General features: G+C 41.1%; 18 protein-coding genes. All 18 read left to right on the top strand.

Features of this window, described 5'->3' with window-relative positions:
- The first annotated feature begins 61 nt into the window (after positions 1–61).
- The 18 genes from J2Z34_RS14485 to J2Z34_RS14400 all read left to right on the top strand — a co-directional run bounded on the left by J2Z34_RS14485 (position 62) and on the right by J2Z34_RS14400 (position 15,559).
- Entirely contained in the window at positions 62–655 is a 594-nt protein-coding gene (locus J2Z34_RS14485) for a hypothetical protein (RefSeq protein ID WP_209460584.1), read from the top strand.
- 125 nt (positions 656–780) lie between these two features.
- Positions 781–1,365, top strand: coding sequence for an HNH endonuclease (locus tag J2Z34_RS14480; RefSeq protein WP_209460583.1), 585 nt, complete (start codon positions 781–783; stop codon positions 1,363–1,365).
- A 53-nt stretch (positions 1,366–1,418) separates the two neighbouring features.
- Positions 1,419–2,312, top strand: coding sequence for a DUF5655 domain-containing protein (locus J2Z34_RS14475; protein ID WP_209460582.1), 894 nt, complete (start codon positions 1,419–1,421; stop codon positions 2,310–2,312).
- A 171-nt stretch (positions 2,313–2,483) separates the two neighbouring features.
- The gene (locus tag J2Z34_RS14470) at positions 2,484–3,194 is read left to right on the top strand and encodes an SHOCT domain-containing protein (RefSeq protein WP_209460581.1); all 711 of its coding nucleotides are present in this window, start codon (positions 2,484–2,486) and stop codon (positions 3,192–3,194) included.
- A 385-nt stretch (positions 3,195–3,579) separates the two neighbouring features.
- Complete coding sequence (locus J2Z34_RS14465; RefSeq protein WP_209460580.1) at positions 3,580–3,762, top strand: hypothetical protein; 183 nt, start codon at positions 3,580–3,582, stop codon at positions 3,760–3,762.
- 53 nt (positions 3,763–3,815) lie between these two features.
- A complete protein-coding gene (locus tag J2Z34_RS14460; protein ID WP_209460579.1) occupies positions 3,816–5,099 on the top strand; it encodes a DEAD/DEAH box helicase in 1,284 nt (427 codons plus the stop codon).
- 15 nt (positions 5,100–5,114) lie between these two features.
- Entirely contained in the window at positions 5,115–5,522 is a 408-nt protein-coding gene (locus tag J2Z34_RS14455) for a gp33 family protein (RefSeq protein ID WP_209460606.1), read from the top strand.
- A gap of 127 nt (positions 5,523–5,649) precedes the next feature.
- A complete protein-coding gene (locus tag J2Z34_RS14450; protein ID WP_209460578.1) occupies positions 5,650–6,411 on the top strand; it encodes a hypothetical protein in 762 nt (253 codons plus the stop codon).
- Between the two features lie 53 nt (positions 6,412–6,464).
- Positions 6,465–8,387 carry a bifunctional 3'-5' exonuclease/DNA polymerase gene (locus J2Z34_RS14445; RefSeq protein WP_209460577.1) on the top strand — a complete coding sequence of 641 codons (1,923 nt, stop codon included), beginning with the start codon at positions 6,465–6,467 and terminating at the stop codon, positions 8,385–8,387.
- Complete coding sequence (locus J2Z34_RS14440) at positions 8,384–8,569, top strand: hypothetical protein (RefSeq protein ID WP_209460576.1); 186 nt, start codon at positions 8,384–8,386, stop codon at positions 8,567–8,569. The genes J2Z34_RS14445 and J2Z34_RS14440 overlap by 4 nt, the downstream gene beginning before the upstream one ends.
- A complete protein-coding gene (locus J2Z34_RS14435; RefSeq protein ID WP_209460575.1) occupies positions 8,557–8,988 on the top strand; it encodes a DUF7768 domain-containing protein in 432 nt (143 codons plus the stop codon). The genes J2Z34_RS14440 and J2Z34_RS14435 overlap by 13 nt, the downstream gene beginning before the upstream one ends.
- Positions 8,972–11,566, top strand: coding sequence for a phage NrS-1 polymerase family protein (locus J2Z34_RS14430; protein ID WP_209460574.1), 2,595 nt, complete (start codon positions 8,972–8,974; stop codon positions 11,564–11,566). Before J2Z34_RS14435 ends, J2Z34_RS14430 begins: the two co-directional genes overlap by 17 nt.
- A gap of 155 nt (positions 11,567–11,721) precedes the next feature.
- The gene (locus J2Z34_RS14425) at positions 11,722–12,018 is read left to right on the top strand and encodes a VRR-NUC domain-containing protein (protein WP_209460573.1); all 297 of its coding nucleotides are present in this window, start codon (positions 11,722–11,724) and stop codon (positions 12,016–12,018) included.
- Positions 12,009–12,524 carry a hypothetical protein gene (locus tag J2Z34_RS14420; RefSeq protein WP_209460572.1) on the top strand — a complete coding sequence of 172 codons (516 nt, stop codon included), beginning with the start codon at positions 12,009–12,011 and terminating at the stop codon, positions 12,522–12,524. The genes J2Z34_RS14425 and J2Z34_RS14420 overlap by 10 nt, the downstream gene beginning before the upstream one ends.
- 421 nt (positions 12,525–12,945) lie before the next feature.
- Entirely contained in the window at positions 12,946–13,299 is a 354-nt protein-coding gene (locus J2Z34_RS14415) for an HNH endonuclease signature motif containing protein (RefSeq protein WP_209460571.1), read from the top strand.
- 309 nt (positions 13,300–13,608) lie between these two features.
- A complete protein-coding gene (locus J2Z34_RS14410) occupies positions 13,609–13,809 on the top strand; it encodes a hypothetical protein (RefSeq protein WP_209460570.1) in 201 nt (66 codons plus the stop codon).
- 78 nt (positions 13,810–13,887) lie between these two features.
- On the top strand, positions 13,888–14,325 hold the full coding sequence (locus tag J2Z34_RS14405) for an RNA polymerase sigma factor sigma-70 region 4 domain-containing protein (RefSeq protein WP_209460569.1): 438 nt from the start codon (positions 13,888–13,890) through the stop codon (positions 14,323–14,325).
- On the top strand, positions 14,315–15,559 hold the full coding sequence (locus tag J2Z34_RS14400) for a site-specific DNA-methyltransferase (protein ID WP_209460568.1): 1,245 nt from the start codon (positions 14,315–14,317) through the stop codon (positions 15,557–15,559). Before J2Z34_RS14405 ends, J2Z34_RS14400 begins: the two co-directional genes overlap by 11 nt.
- The last annotated feature ends 42 nt before the right edge of the window (positions 15,560–15,601 follow it).

Raw genomic sequence — 15,601 nt, 5'->3', positions numbered from 1 at the left:
TAAATTTGCAATTCATATGAGGATAGATAACTAATAATCATTTTCAATTCAGGAGGGGAGTATGCTTAGACCAAAATCTCGTGTAAATTGGAATGGAACTATTTATGAAAATGAGTACAAAAATGGTGATTCATGCTTTCAGTGTGTAAATTGTATAGAAAAGTACTGCAGTAAACAACAAGCCGATGTTATTTACATACGCCCTAGTTTTTATAAAGAGTGCCGACATTATAAGGCAAGAGATGAAAAGCAACCTATACAGCCAGATAGGGATAAGATAATCGAAGCTGAACTGCTTAGACTGAAAAAAGCAGAAGAACGTAGAATAAGAAATAATGGACCAGCTGTAACTGGACTTCCAAATTCAATTTTTGGAGGCAGCAATCAAGATCAACCAGACAAAAGAATTGATAAAAATTCTGAGAACACAGTACAAAATAAGTTTGGGTATAGATTTGTAATACTAAGAAAGCTAATAGATGATACTCGTATAACAGTAAAATTTGTTGAGAGGGTATCCCCAATATCAAGGAGCAAATCTATGGTTGAAGTAACAAGGGCATCTTATTTAGGGAAGTCACTAAAAGGGGCAAAAGTTGGATCAAATATTGAGTTTAACGGGTACCGTTGCATAGTAGAGGAGATCAGATATTAGTTCCGTAATGGCGGGTTGCTAACGGAGCAGAAACGCTACAGGAACTTAATAGCAGAGTCTATAAATACAAGGAAACTAATCGCTTATCAGATCCTGATCCTCAAATTGGATGCATAATACTTTCAATGTCATTTTACCTTGATGAAGGCGATTGGATACCCGTGCCAAAAGATTGGAATAGAAGTATTGTTCAAGGTAAGACTAATAATACAGCTGAAGACCAAGGATTGCATTTATATGAAACAGTTCAGCAGAAATTGTTTATTCTCGGACAGAAAAACTTACCTGAAGTAAATACGATATTAAATCGCTATGGGAAAGAGCAGCTTATTAAACCGAGAATTGGACAAGGGGCATTCAAAGTACTAATTACTGATGCATATAAAAGACGATGTGCAATTACTGGTGAAAAAACATTGCCAGTTTTAGAATCAGCCCATATCAAGCCTTATAGCCTTGAGGGACCACATGAAGTAAAGAACGGATTGCTCTTAAGAAAAGATTTCCATACTTTATTTGACAGAGGCTACATAACAGTAAATAAGGAGTACCAGGTTGAGGTTAGCCCTCGGATAAAAGTGGATTTTGGTAATGGTAATGAATATTATGCTCATCATGGCCAGAGATTAATCATCTTACCTGAACGAATGGATCAGATACCTGATACGCACTATTTAGAATGGCACAATGAGAATATTTATTTAGGATAACTCACATGAAGAGAGTGAATATCAAATATACAAAGGACATAAGGTGATAATTTATGGCGGATATCAAATTGTTCTCGACTTCAACTGGAGTTGTTGAACTACCTTCATCTTCTGTTGTACTTGAAAAGGAGCTTCAAATACTTATAGAACATAACATGCCTACTTTCTTTGGCGTAACATTTCTAAAAAGCGAATACCCAATTACAAATGGACGCATTGATAGCTTAGGTCTCGATGAAAATAATTGTCCTGTAATATTTGAGTATAAACGTAGTGTAAATGAAAATGTGATAAATCAAGGGCTATTTTACTTAGATTGGTTACTAGATCATAAGGCTGATTTCAAATTGATTGTTATGGAACAATTAGGAAAAGAAAAGGCAGATCTCATTGACTGGACAATACCATGTGTAATATGCATTGCATCAGACTTTACAAAATTTGATGAACATGCAGTTAATCAAATGCAAAGAAATATTAAACTAGTAAGATATAAGAAGTTTGGCCAAGGATTAGTACTGTTTGATTATATAAATTCACCAAAGGTGAAACCAATTACTATATGGCCTGAAGATCCAGGCTGGAAAGTGCCTGTTGAAAAAACATTTTTACAGCAATATGAAAGCGCGCCATCTAGTTTAAGAACTGTCTATGAATCAATAAGAGATTATATCTTATCCCTAGGTGATGATGTATCAGAAAACCAGTTAAAATTATATGTTGCTTTCAAAAAAGTAAAAAATATTGTTTGTGCAGAGATATATCTAAGTAAGATTCTACTTCATTTACGGCTCAATCCTGAAGAGTTTGTATTGCAGCAGGGATTCACTAGAGACATGCGGAATACAGGGCATTTTGGAACTGGTGATTTACAGATAATTATTAAGTCTGATGATGATTTTGAAAAAGCAAAAGAGTATATAGATAAGGCGTATAATGAAAATTAAAAATGTATTGGAAATATATAATAGAAATGACAGCATTTTATTGTTAGTTCTAGAATAACTTCGTATTGAATCTCATAGAAGTGGAGAATTGATTAGCATAATTGGAATATATATAAATAGCAACTAGTAATATATATTTGGAATAATCTTTGATGTAATAAAGGAGAAGTTATGGCTAGAGAAGCTGATTTGGTAAAAGCGGAAATGAAAAGAATTCATGATGAAAAAAAAGAAATGGAAAATGTACCCAAAGATGCCACTGTAGTGACTTACAAATTTGGAACTGGCTATCTATTGAGAGGAACAAACTACATGTGGTTGAGTGAAGGCAATCTTTGTTTCTATCCTAGAGATTATCCACATTTATTCACCCCTGAATCATCACTCCATTTTTATTGTTTAAGAATACCTTTGAAAGATCTTGAGTACTTCTCTAGTGAAGGAGAGATTTTTAGAGAATCAAAAATATCTGGTGGAGGTGGAGGGGGATTATCAATAGGCGGAGCAGTTGTAGGGGGAGTTGTTGCTGGCGGAATAGGTGCTCTTTTAGGGAGTAGAAAGGCGGTAAAGCCTGTTGAGTCAAAGATAATTACACACGATGAACGGGAGGTAATTCTATACTATAATATAAATCATGAGCTAAAAACCATGAGCTTTAGCAAAAGTAGTATTGGTGCTTTTGAAAAACTAATCCCTGAAAAATCATTCGTGGTTGTAGATTCAGTAAAGAAGATGGATATTATTGATGAGAAAACAATAGATGCTAAAACTACTTCAATCCCAGACAAGATAAGAGATCTTGCAATGCTTCTTAAAGAAGGATTAATAACTGAAGACGAATTTACTGAAAAGAAAAAAGAGCTTCTATCTAAAATGACTTGATAAAAATGTTTAACATTTTAACATGAGGTGATACATAACATAATTAAAGTGTTCTCCAAATTTTAAAAGTATAGACTTTATATAAAACAATATTGAATATATATAAAATAATGACTTTGCTAAACTTGCAAGGTCTTTTATTTTATATAAAACACGTATTTTTGTGTCGAATCTGGATGTCGAAACTTCTAACAAAAATATTCGCTTGTTCGATTTACAAGTACTGACAGGTGCGATACAATAAAATAGAACATACGTTCTAAGAACTGGCGTTCAAAGAGGGCGGAGGTGATATTATGAAAACCTAGTAATACCAAGGTGTTTAGACATGCGACTACAATGTAGCATAACTAGTATCCAAGAAATGGGATACCAAGAGGAGTCAATGAAAGAATTAAGAAATGACCTTAAGACTCAAGTTCAAAACAGTCAAGAACAGAAGACCAAGGCACAACATCTGGTGGAGCCGGACCAGCCAATGCCAATCAAAGTCAAACCATATTCGCACCAAGTCATCGGCTACAACTTAGCCTGCAGAATCCTCGGGATCATTGAGGGAGGTGGTTAAGATCTCAAAAGAAGAAGCCAAATCAAAAGGCGTAGCACTTTTGATGGAATGAAATGGGCTGCGGCAAGACAATCACTACTATTGCAGTTCTAGGTAGAGCGTACCTGAACAACAAGATAAAGCGAGCTCTCATCATAGCTCCGAAGTCAATCGTAGGAGTGTGGCAGGAGGAGTTTGAAAAATTCTCCAATATTCAGTATATACTGCGAATCCTAACTGGAAGCACCGTGAAGAAGGTGCAGCAACTAAAGATGATCACAGGTACAGGCCTGCAGATAGCAGTAGTCAATTATGACAGTGTACCTCTTATCGAGGATGAACTTCTCAAGTGGGCTCCGGACTTCATCGTAGCAGACGAATCAACTAGGATTAAGAACCCAGGGGCCAAGACCAGTAAGACAGTCCACAGGATTGCCAGGAAGTGCAGATACAGGATGATCCTCACAGGGTCACCAGTAACTCAGAATCCACTGGACCTTTACTCACAGTACAAGATGCTGGATGAAAGCATCTTCGGCAGCTCATTCTACGCTTTCAAGAACCGATATGCGGTCCTTGGAACATTCCATCAACCAGTAGCCTATAAGAATATGCCAGAGCTCATTGAGAAAGCACATTCAATAGCCTACAGAGTAACAAAAGCAGACGCTCTGGACCTTCCAGAGACAATAGACGAGATACACCCAGTAATCCTCGAACCCAAAGCTCTGAAGCAGTATAGGGAGTTCGTAAGTGACTCATACCTGGAGCTATCCAAAGGTGAGGTAACAGCCACAAACATCCTAACAAGGATCCTAAGGCTTCAGCAGATGACTGGTGGATTCATTAAGGCAGACGATGAAACAGAGAGATACGAGCAAGTATCAAGCGCCAAGCTCGAGGCTATGGAAGACATCCTGGACTCAGTTCTCGAATCAGGAGAAAAGCTGGTTATAATGGCCAGGTTCATCCCGGAGATAGAACAGATCAAAAAGCTCTTTGAAAACAGAATGGTCGGGCATGCTACTATCCACGGAAGTACAAGAGATAGAGCAGAAGAGATCCGGCGCTTTCAGGAGGACCCAGAATGCAGAGTCTTCTTGGGACAGATACAAACCACTTCTATGGGGATAACGTTGACTGCAGCAAGCACCTGTGTCTTCTACAGTCTATCCTACAATTATGCAGACTACATTCAGGCAAAGGCTAGGATACATAGGATTGGTCAGAAGAACAAATGCGTGTACATTCACTTGGTTGCTAAAGGAACTATCGACGAAACAGTACTCACTGCCCTCCAGAAGAAGGAGGATATCGCACATTCAATCGTGGACAACTGGAAGAACATAATCACATAAGGGGAGGGGAGGAACATAGAGAATGAGATTTTCAAACTAGCTGACAAGTTAAAGGACCTCAGGAGCGTAAAGAAGCAAGTGGAGGAAGAGCTGAAATTCATTAACAAAACAATCGATGAAACTGACCAGAGACTAACTGAACTAATGATTAGCAATGAGACACAGAGCTTCAATCGCAGCGGCACACTATTTTACCTAAACACTAAGATCTACGCATCCGCTGCAGGAGAGAAGAAAGAGGAGCTTTTTGAAGCCCTCAAGAAACAAGGGTATGGAACCCTTGTGGTTGAGACTGTCAACGCAAACAGTCTGTCTGCCTTCGTCAAAGAGCAGATATTAGAAAATGAGGATTTATTACCCAATTGGCTCGAAGGTAAAGTAAACGTATTCGAGAGGACCACAGTTGGGGTCAGGAAGGCTTAAAGCACCTGATGCATAGAAACAAAGAAGCATAGAAACAAAGAAACAAAGAAACAAAGAAGCATGGAAGCAAAGAAACGAAGAAAATAAGTGCATTGAAGCATTAAACATAGCGAGGAGGACATAAAGAATGAAAGAGAAAGAAAATGAAATCATGGTGCCAATAACAAATGAGGGATTCCTGAAGCTAGTGGACGTAAACCTGGCAGATAACCTAAGTGAGGAGCTTGCAGGCATGGACCTGAGCTTTGAGAGAGTAAAGATACCTACAGGAGGATCAACAGTATTTGAGATACCTGGTGATGATTCCAATGAAACTGTAACGGTAAGGTCCTTTAAGGCAGTAATTCTTTATCATCATCCAGTCCAGGCATTTTATAAGAGCAAGTATTCAGGAGGCAATCTTCCACCAGATTGTGGCAGCTATGATGGTATAACTGGTCAAGGAGAACCAGGAGGAGCATGCTCATCTTGCCAGTACAACAAGTTTGGCAGCGGTGAAAATGGCAGCAAAGCATGTAAAGAAAGGCGAAGGATATACCTTCTTACCGAAGGAAGCATACTTCCGGTGATCATAACTTTGCCAACAGGATCCATAAAGGAATTCAACAGATATGTCCTGAAGCTCTTTGGAAGGGGCCAGAAAACAGGAATGGTTGTTACTAAGTTCACTCTAAGAAAGGTCACAAACAGCGGAGGGATAGCTTATTCACAGGCCCAGTTCTCCGTTGATAGGAAGCTGACAGAAGAGGAGCTCAAAATAGTGGCGAAAGTTTCAGAGGATGTCAAATATCTTAGCGGTAAGATTAGCTACGAAGTTGATGGAGTCGACGATAATGAGAATCCATTCATAGACGTAGAAACCGGGGAGATCCTGGATAAATTCAGATAAGAGGAATTGTAATGGAGCAGGTTAGCTGCCTGCTCCTCCTATAAGGAGACAACATGACAGACTACAAGTGTATTAAAACACTGGATGAACTTAAAGACTACATAGGCAACAAGAAGATATTCTCCTTCGATATTGAGACCTCAGCTGATGATGAGCATCGAGGAGAAGAGTCAGCAGCTCTTGATCCACACAAATCAAGCATCACCGGTGTGTCATTTAGTGTCAGCGAAGGAACCGGAGTTTATCTGCCACTTCGCCATGGGAGAGGAAACAACGTAACAAATATGCAGGATGTAGAAGCCTATATTGCAAAATTACTGATGGACAAAAATCGGATAAAAATCGCACATAACCTAGCCTTCGAAACAATGTTCTATTACCACCAAGGTATAGTGATCCAGGAGCCTTGCTACGACACTATTGCAGCAAGTCAGCTGACACTTAAGACAGAGATAGAGTTTCGGGAGCTGAAGGACAGTGGTCTTAAGAAGCTGGTACCAGAGTTCTTTGGAGTGGAGATGCCAAGCTTCGCTGATGTTACAGCAGGCAGGCACTTTGATGAACTGGATCCAGATGATGACGAAACCATCAGTTACGCATGTGCTGACTCGGATTACACTTTGAGATTGTACCACCTGTTCAACGAGTGGTTCGACAAATACATGCCAAGCCATAGGTACATAGTCGAGAAAGTAGAATCACCAACTGCTGTGTTCGTAGGCATGATGAAGCACAACGGTATCCTTGTCGACATCGACCTGATGGTTGAGAAGAAGGCAGAGGCTGAGGAGAAGTTTGGACAGCTGAGGGAAGATATCTCCGATATGATCGGAGAGGTCAATCTAGGACTAAATGCAGCAACGAAGGAGTTCAAGGACTTTTTATACACAGAGCTGGAGCTCCCGGTACTTAAGACCACTGAGAAGTTTAACGAGGCAGCAGACGACGAAGCGCTGATGCTCCTGGCAGACTGGAGCAATGACAACAGACCGGAGCTTGTACCCCTTTTTGATAAGGTACTGGAGTTTCGGAAGTGGGGGAAGCTTAAGTCAACCTACATAGAGGGCTACTTAACTCAGGTTAATGACGCTACAGGCAGGATACATCCTAACTTCTTTCAGCTTGGAACGGAGACAGGACGCTTCGCCAGCAGGAAACCTAACTTGCAGAATATACCACGAAAGGGCAATGACCCAATAGGTGTGCGTAACTTCTTCAAAGCAGAAGATAATCACAAGTTCCTGGACCTTGATTTCTCTCAGATTGAGCTTAGGGTCGGAGCCTACTATTGTCGGGATGCGAAGATGCTTGAAACCTATAGGAATGGTGGAGACATACACGCACAGACAACCTCGGTAATCTACAACATTCCATTCGAGGAAGCTGTGGACACCAGAAATAAGGATTATAAGGAAAGACGAAGCATAGCTAAGAATTCCAATTTCGGGGCGTTTTATGGCCTTTATCCTAAGGGACTACAGCGTAATCTGCAGTTTAAAGCAGGGCTATTAAAGACCGATGATGAATGTGCCAAGATAATAAACAACCTTAAGTCAGGCTATCCTGGACTAACCAGATGGCAGAACGACACAAAGAGAATGGCAAAGCACAAAAGATACAGTGAGACCTCTTTGGGCCGCAGAAGGTACCTGAGAGGCATCCTGAGCCCTGAGTGGGGTGTAAGGTCCTACTGGGAGAGGTGCGCCTTAAACACGCCAATACAGGGCACGGCAGCAGATATACTGAAGCTCTCTATGGCAAGGCTCATAGAAGGATTAACCGAGAGACAATATATTAGGCCACTACTAACAATCCACGACGAGCTTGTATTCGAAGTACCAGAGGACAAGGTCCAAGAGGCATACGCCTTCATAAAGGGTTGCATGGAGGCAGATCCTTTCGAAGGCTTCGATGTACCAATCGTAGCTGAAGGAGCTATAGGAGACAGGTTTGGAAGCTTGGAGGAGCTAAGATGATAGAACGCAAGAAATTCATAAAAGACTTGGAGAACTACAAGTGTAGCATCCCAAAGCAAACATATAAAACCATAAGAGGACAAGCTCTCGCAGGAGATCTTGACGGAGCCATGAGAGGCTTAAGGAAGGTACTTGAGCGAGAAAGAATAATGAACATGGAGTTGATAAAATGGAACGCATAAATCTATACAATACAGAACACTACATAGATCCAACAGCATATGCAGCCTTGGTCAAAATCGAGAAGGAAAGAAGATTCAAACCAGTAGTATATATCTGTTCACCATTCGCTGGTGACACTGCTACCAATGTTGAACGTGCCAGACGGTACAGCAGGTTCGCTGTAACTAAGGGTGTAATCCCCATAGCTCCTCACCTTCTGTTCCCTCAGTTCATGGATGACAATCAGCCTGAAGAAAGGGAAGATGCACTGTTCATGGGAATAGTTCTCCTTTCAAAATGTCGAGAGCTATGGGTGTTTGGAAGCAAACGCTCTCCTGGCATGGTGAAAGAAATAGAGAGAGCAGAACAAAAGAACATGAAGATCAGGTACTTTAATGATCTGTGCGAGGAGGTAGGTGCTTATGGTAAGAGAATGTGATAACTTTCCTCAAGAGTTAAAGGATCAGCAGGCTTGGGTCTGCTACAACATAGAAGAGGTACCAGGAAGGGATAAACCTACAAAGGTGCCTTACAATCCACTAAGCCGCAAGAAGGCCAGCAGCAAGGCTCCAATAACATGGACCACATTCGATAAGGCTGTAGAGGCTAAGAATAGGTTCAAATACAGCGGAATAGGATATGTTTTTTCAAAGAACGGTTATGTTGGAATAGATATAGATAATTGCAGAAACAAAGAAACAGGGGAGCTCTCAGACATAGGGAAGAGGTGTCTGGAGCTCCTCCCTACGTATTGTGAAATAAGTCCTTCAAAGACAGGTCTCCACTTCATTGCAAAAGGAGTGCTGCCACCAAAAGGTCGTAAAAATAGCGAGACTGGTGTGGAGATGTACGAGGAAGCTCGGTTCTTCACAGTAACTGGTGATTCGATAACTGGAGGTAAGTTCCCGGTTAATGAGTGCCAAGATGGAATAGAAGAGGTGCACAAGCTATTTATAGCTAAAGAGAGGAAGCCAAAGGCTCCACGCAAAACAGCAGTAAAGACTGTACTGACAGACGATGAAGTTATCCAGAGAGCTCAGGCATCCTCAAACGGAGAAGACTTCAAACTCCTTTACGAAGGAAAATGGCAGGACAAATACTCATCCCAAAGTGAAGCAGATCTTGCCTTCGCCATGAAACTTGCATTCTGGACAGGAAGAGACAAGGACCAGATGGACAGGATCTTCAGGGCAAGTGGATTGAACCGTGAGAAATGGTCAACGAAGCATTATGTTGATGGCAGAACCTACGGTGAAGAAGTACTTGAAAAGGCATGTGACAGCACTGAAGAGGTCTACGAAGCATTGGACAGCCGAGGAAGGATCATAGAGCGAGGAAATACCTACGTGAAGATAAGACCTGATGGCAACTCCTTCATCATCTCAAACTTCGTCATAAGACCACTGGAGCTAATACAAGATAACGAAGAAGCGCAGTTACGATGCATCATCCAGAATGATATCGGACAAGAGTACAAAAGAACATTCATGACGGTTGAAATGTCAAACCTGCAGAGCTTCAAGAGATGCCTTAATCAGAACACAATATCATTATCCTATACAGGCACTGAAGGTGATCTGGAGCTAATAAAGGCACATGTGTCGAAACAAGAGTATCCAATTAAACAAGGTGTCCGCTGCATTGGGCTATTCAAAGTCAGCGATAGATGGGCATTCATCGATACAAATGGAGCCATTGACAGTGATGGCAACGCTGTTGGAGAAATTGTACCAATGTCAAAGAGCTGTGAGATAGCAAGCGATATCCTGGAAAGTGATGTTATCACGAAGGAGGAGCTGGAGCAGATAGCAAAGCCTATACTAGAGTACAACGAGCACGCCAAGACAGTCACAGTTCTCTGCTTCGCTGCAGCTTGCTTTGTGAAGGAGAAGCTTAGAAAGGCAAAGATAAAGTTCCCACACCTCATCATGACAGGAGAAGCGGGTAGTGGTAAGAGCAACACAATGGAGAGGGTACTTTATCCGATTTTCTCATCAAAGAGTATCACAGGAGCTGGCAAGATGACAGGATTTACCCTGCTTAAGACAGCAGCCAGCAGCAACACAATACCGTTCCTAATGGATGAATATAAGCCTTCAACTTTGGATAAAACAAGAGTTGATGCACTTATGAACTTTTTAAGGGACGCATATGATGGACATGCAGGACAGAGAGGAAGACCGGACATGAGTGTAGTACTATACAATCTCAATGCACCAATAGTGCTTGCAGGTGAAGAGAGCCCAATGGAGACAGCGATAAAGGAAAGGTCCATGGAGCTCCTGTTCTCAAAGACTGACTTGAAAAGTCTAGATAGACTAAGAGCGTTTGAAGTGATAGTAAACAGTGAGGATATACTCCAGAAACTCGGAAAGACATTACTGTTAGAAGCTCTGAAGATTAATGAGAAAGAACTTGTAGCACACCATAAGAAGGTATTCAAGGGCCTTGAAGAGAGACTTCCATCAAGGATCAGACATAACATTGCAGTGCTTATGTGTGGCGAGCTCCTCCTGGAGAAATTGGCTGAGAGGTATGGAATGACGATTAAAGAGCTCTTCGGGAAGGAGAGAGAAATATTTCAGGGAAACCTTGTGTACTCAGTCAAGGAGTATCTTCTGGATGGTAATGATCACAACAAGAGCGTTGTTGACAAGACCTTCGAAATCTTCGATAGGATGGAACTAACATCAGATGTTCACTACACTTTCATAAAAAACTACGAGAGGATTGGGTTCGACTTAAAGCTGACATATGACCTCTTTACGAAATATGTTAGAGATCATGCCATCGTTGGGGAGGTACTTCCATACACTCAGTTTATACGTCAGATTAAACACAAGGACTATTTCCACTCATATGGAACAGTAAGATTTGGTACTGAAATAAAGAAGGGATACATATTCGACTTAGAGAAAATGGGCACGAGCTGTGATATTGAAAAGTTGGCCGGTAAAGCTGAAATGCTTAGAGTAACAAGGAAACACAGACAAGAAAAACAGATAGATATTAACTAATAAAATGAAACTTGTAACTTGTAGTAAGTAAAATTCTATAGGTACACGAAAACGATAATTTCACGATTGTAAATATGATTTTATAAATTTCAAAATATAAGTACCCTATATCAGAATCTGATAACACAAGTTACTGGTTACGATTTGAGAGGAAAATGGCAGAGAAGGAAATTGTGAGTAAGATCCTTAAATACCTTAAGTCTCAACCTAAATGCTTCTGTTGGAAGGAGCATGGTGGTATGTATGGCACTACTGGAATCCCTGACATCATCTGTTGTTACAGAGGAAACTTTGTGGCCTTTGAGGTAAAGACAGAGAAAGGAAGATTAACCAAACTACAGTCAGTAGCTCTTGAGAAGATCAAGGAGGCTGGCGGCAAAGCTTACAAAGTGACAAGTTTGGATGAAGTGAGAGCAATCTTGAAAAACTTGGAGGAATGCGAATGGATGTAAGAGAATATTTTGAACAAGCGAACTTGCTTAATAGAAAAATCAAAATGATGTTGAACCAGGTTGAAACGTTGGATACTCAAGCAAAGAAAGTCACATCAAGCTTTCAAATGGACAAAGTATCATCGTCTAAGCAGAAGAGTTCAATGGAAAATGTGATTGTTAGAAAGCTCGAACTAGAAAAGGAGATCAATGCACAAATAGACGAACTGTATGCTCTAAAGCTGAATATGGCACTTGTTATCTCAAGGATTGATGATGAGAGATATCGAAGATTACTTGAGCTCCGCTACATTGAAGGAGAGGAGTGGAACCAGATAGCCATAACATTAGGGTACAATATGCGGTGGGTACAGAAACTACACAAGCGATCGATTGAAGAAGCTGCAAATGTATATGATGGCGAAGCTAAAAATACAAACGATAAAATTGGCCGCCTCGAGGCCGCCAAGAAGCCGCCTATAGGCCGCTATGAAATTCCAAAATCATATGATACAGTGAAGATGTAGAAGTCTACACGAATGAATCTTGGTTGTCCAAGGTTCATTTTTAAAGTTCATAACTAAGGGTACGCGATTGCGTACTCTTTTTTATTGGGGGTAAAATGGGATATAGAGAGGCTGTTGAAGATCAAATAAAAATCAAAAGGCTTAGTCCACATGAACAGATGTATTTGCCACCGTGTGCTGTGTGTGGTGCTGAGGTCACATCGTTATCGTACAATCGAACATTTCTATACTTATGCCTTGAACATAAAAAGCTAAGATACCAGCTGAAAAAGCAAATGAAAATTGGCCGCCTATAGGACGCTAAGAAGCCGCCTATAGGACGCTATGAAAATCAAAAATTATGTGAGACAATAGATTTGTAGAAGTATATCCATTAGCCTTGAGAGCAATCTCAGGGCTTTAACTTTAGGGAGGAAGCTGTATGCCAAATAAACCAATGAAGCCATGTAAGCATCCAGGCTGTCCACTGCTCACAGCAGGAAAGTACTGTGATGTTCATACCAAGCAGCATGCAGCAACTGTGCAAAGCTCGACAGACAAAGGCTATGATGGCAGGTGGCGTAAGGCTAAGAAGAAATACCTTCAAGGACACCCACTGTGTGTAAGGTGCATTCAGATTGGTGAGCTGACCAAAGCAACTGTTGTTGATCACATCATACCTCATCGAGGTGATATGATCCTCTTCTGGGATGAGACCAACTGGCAACCACTATGCACTAGGTGTCATAACAGAAAAACACGGGTGGAAGATATGCATGTTTTATACAAATACTGAAATCGTTACATGAGGGGTAGGGGGCTGAAAAACCTTGGGGATCAAGGGGTTTCGAACGCGCGTTCCCAACGCGTGAATTTTCGCGAAATTTCATAAGGGGGGTATCGCGAAATGGTGCCGGAAAGTACCTGAAGGATTGGGATTCAAGCTATTTGTAATTTGGGGTTTTGCGTAATAGTTACTTGGAATTTACTATATTTAGCACTGATATAAACTGAAACTGAGGTGGAATGTTATATTTCAATATAGTATACTAGTTTTACGGTAATTTACTTAAAAATCATAAAACATATGCAACAAGAGGTTGAAATGAAATATTTTGTTTATTCTGTTTTAGGGGTCATTGTTTTTCTGGCTGTTTTATTTATTTCTACGTATGTTGGTTCTGCTATGGGGCCAGGTCCATATGATGTGGGATTTGTAGTAATCTCAATATCTATGCTTTGCTCAATTATTGTTGTATGCACGATGATCATTGTTGATGCCATAAAAAGCAATTCTGCAAAGTAAATCACAAGTTTGAACGCTAAGGTGAACTGAGAAATCAGCCAACCGAGGCGTTTTTTTATTTCCGGAGGTTAACAGAAGATGACTGATGAGGAACGACAAAAGATAACTGAACTAAGGGTGAACGGCTTTGGATACAAAGCAATAGCAGCTGCTATGGGAATGAATCGAAACAATGTGCGAAGCTTCTGCCAGAGGCATGGCATTGGTGGCAGTTCGGTTGTTGTGGCATTGAACCTTGAGGAACAGAAGAATTCATCCCTGATCTGTAGGCACTGCAATAAAAAGCTTATCCAGTCATCAACAGGGAGAAAGCGTAAGTTCTGCTCGGAAGTATGTCGTCGGAACTGGTGGCAGCTCCACCCAGGGAACCGGAAGCCTAAGGAGACAGCATTCAAGAAGATAACCTGTAGCCACTGTGGAACTGAATTTGAGAGCTATGGAAGCTCTGACAGAAAGTACTGCAGCCATAACTGTTATATCAAATATAGATTTTGGAGAGATGAGAATGGAGTTTAAGAAACTAAGAATTGATGATTTAATACCGGCCAACTACAATCCAAGGAAGAAGCTGAAGCCCGGTGATAGTGAGTTCGAGAAGATCAAGAACAGCATAAAGGAGTTCGGGTATGTTGACCCTGTGATCGTCAATAAGGACAAGACAGTCATCGGTGGCCATCAAAGAATAACAGTCCTTAAGACACTAGGAGTCGAAGAGATAGACTGCGTGGTCATCGATATCGACAAAACAAAAGAGAAGGCACTCAATGTGGCTTTGAATAAGGTATCAGGATTCTGGGATGAGAGTCTGTTAGCAGATCTTCTCAAGGACCTTGAAGGACTCGATTATGATCTTAAGTTCACGGGATTCGATCCACCAGAAATTGATGAGCTGTTCACTAAGCTCCACGACAAAGATGTCAAAGATGACGACTACGACGTGACTAAAGCACTGGAGGAAGCAGCATTTGTAAAGCCTGGGGAGGTTTGGCAACTAGGTAGACATAGGATCATGTGTGGAGATGCCACCAAGCCCGAAGATGTAGCTAAGCTAATGGATGGGAAGGCAGCGAACCTCGTAGTTACGGACCCGCCTTACAATATCTCCTACGAAGGCTCCAATGGGCTGAAGATAGAGAATGACAGCATGCAAGACAAAGAGTTCTTTGAATTCCTACTCTCTGCATTTAAGAATATGGCTGCCCATCTTGAACCAGGCGGATCAGCTTATGTATTCCATGCAGACACTGAAGGATTGAATTTTAGAAAATCATTCATCGAAGCAGGATTTCATCTAAGTGGAGTATGTATCTGGGCCAAGAACACATTCACATTAGGACGATCACCATACCAGTGGGGCCATGAACCAGTCATCTATGGATGGACTAAAGGTGGTAAGCACCGTTGGTACAGCGACAGATCACAGAGCACCATCTGGAATTATGATAAACCAAAGAAGAACGATATCCACTGTACCATGAAACCAATCCCTTTACTTTGTTACCCCATAAAGAACAGCTCCCAAGTCAATGGGATTGTCCTTGATACTTTCTCTGGTAGTGGAAGTACAATAATAGCCTGCGAGCAGACTGACCGTGTAGGATACGGAATGGAGCTTGATCCCAAGTACGCATCAGTAACAATCAAGCGATTTATCGAAGCAACCGGGTCAGACAATGAGGTGTTCCTCCTGAAGGATGGCAATAAAATCAAGTACTCCGAAGTTGTAAAAGAACTGCCAGATAAGTCGTGAATTAGCTTGCTATAACCTGTGTTTAGAGTGATATATGTACTA

Source organism: Youngiibacter multivorans (assembly GCF_017873395.1).
Lineage (GTDB): Bacteria > Bacillota > Clostridia > Clostridiales > Clostridiaceae > Youngiibacter > Youngiibacter multivorans.
This window is presented reverse-complemented; position numbering and strand designations above follow the sequence as displayed.

What these genes read in the sequence shown, in the direction of transcription:
- J2Z34_RS14485 (WP_209460584.1), top strand. Translation starts at nt 62, where the DNA reads ATGCTTAGACCAAAATCTCGTGTAAATTGGAATGGAACTATTTATGAA.
- J2Z34_RS14480 (WP_209460583.1), top strand. Translation starts at nt 781, where the DNA reads ATGTCATTTTACCTTGATGAAGGCGATTGGATACCCGTGCCAAAAGAT.
- J2Z34_RS14475 (WP_209460582.1), top strand. Translation starts at nt 1,419, where the DNA reads ATGGCGGATATCAAATTGTTCTCGACTTCAACTGGAGTTGTTGAACTA.
- J2Z34_RS14470 (WP_209460581.1), top strand. Translation starts at nt 2,484, where the DNA reads ATGGCTAGAGAAGCTGATTTGGTAAAAGCGGAAATGAAAAGAATTCAT.
- J2Z34_RS14465 (WP_209460580.1), top strand. Translation starts at nt 3,580, where the DNA reads ATGAAAGAATTAAGAAATGACCTTAAGACTCAAGTTCAAAACAGTCAA.
- J2Z34_RS14460 (WP_209460579.1), top strand. Translation starts at nt 3,816, where the DNA reads ATGGGCTGCGGCAAGACAATCACTACTATTGCAGTTCTAGGTAGAGCG.
- J2Z34_RS14450 (WP_209460578.1), top strand. Translation starts at nt 5,650, where the DNA reads ATGAAAGAGAAAGAAAATGAAATCATGGTGCCAATAACAAATGAGGGA.
- J2Z34_RS14445 (WP_209460577.1), top strand. Translation starts at nt 6,465, where the DNA reads ATGACAGACTACAAGTGTATTAAAACACTGGATGAACTTAAAGACTAC.
- J2Z34_RS14440 (WP_209460576.1), top strand. Translation starts at nt 8,384, where the DNA reads ATGATAGAACGCAAGAAATTCATAAAAGACTTGGAGAACTACAAGTGT.
- J2Z34_RS14435 (WP_209460575.1), top strand. Translation starts at nt 8,557, where the DNA reads ATGGAACGCATAAATCTATACAATACAGAACACTACATAGATCCAACA.
- J2Z34_RS14430 (WP_209460574.1), top strand. Translation starts at nt 8,972, where the DNA reads ATGGTAAGAGAATGTGATAACTTTCCTCAAGAGTTAAAGGATCAGCAG.
- J2Z34_RS14425 (WP_209460573.1), top strand. Translation starts at nt 11,722, where the DNA reads ATGGCAGAGAAGGAAATTGTGAGTAAGATCCTTAAATACCTTAAGTCT.
- J2Z34_RS14420 (WP_209460572.1), top strand. Translation starts at nt 12,009, where the DNA reads ATGGATGTAAGAGAATATTTTGAACAAGCGAACTTGCTTAATAGAAAA.
- J2Z34_RS14415 (WP_209460571.1), top strand. Translation starts at nt 12,946, where the DNA reads ATGCCAAATAAACCAATGAAGCCATGTAAGCATCCAGGCTGTCCACTG.
- J2Z34_RS14410 (WP_209460570.1), top strand. Translation starts at nt 13,609, where the DNA reads ATGAAATATTTTGTTTATTCTGTTTTAGGGGTCATTGTTTTTCTGGCT.
- J2Z34_RS14405 (WP_209460569.1), top strand. Translation starts at nt 13,888, where the DNA reads ATGACTGATGAGGAACGACAAAAGATAACTGAACTAAGGGTGAACGGC.
- J2Z34_RS14400 (WP_209460568.1), top strand. Translation starts at nt 14,315, where the DNA reads ATGGAGTTTAAGAAACTAAGAATTGATGATTTAATACCGGCCAACTAC.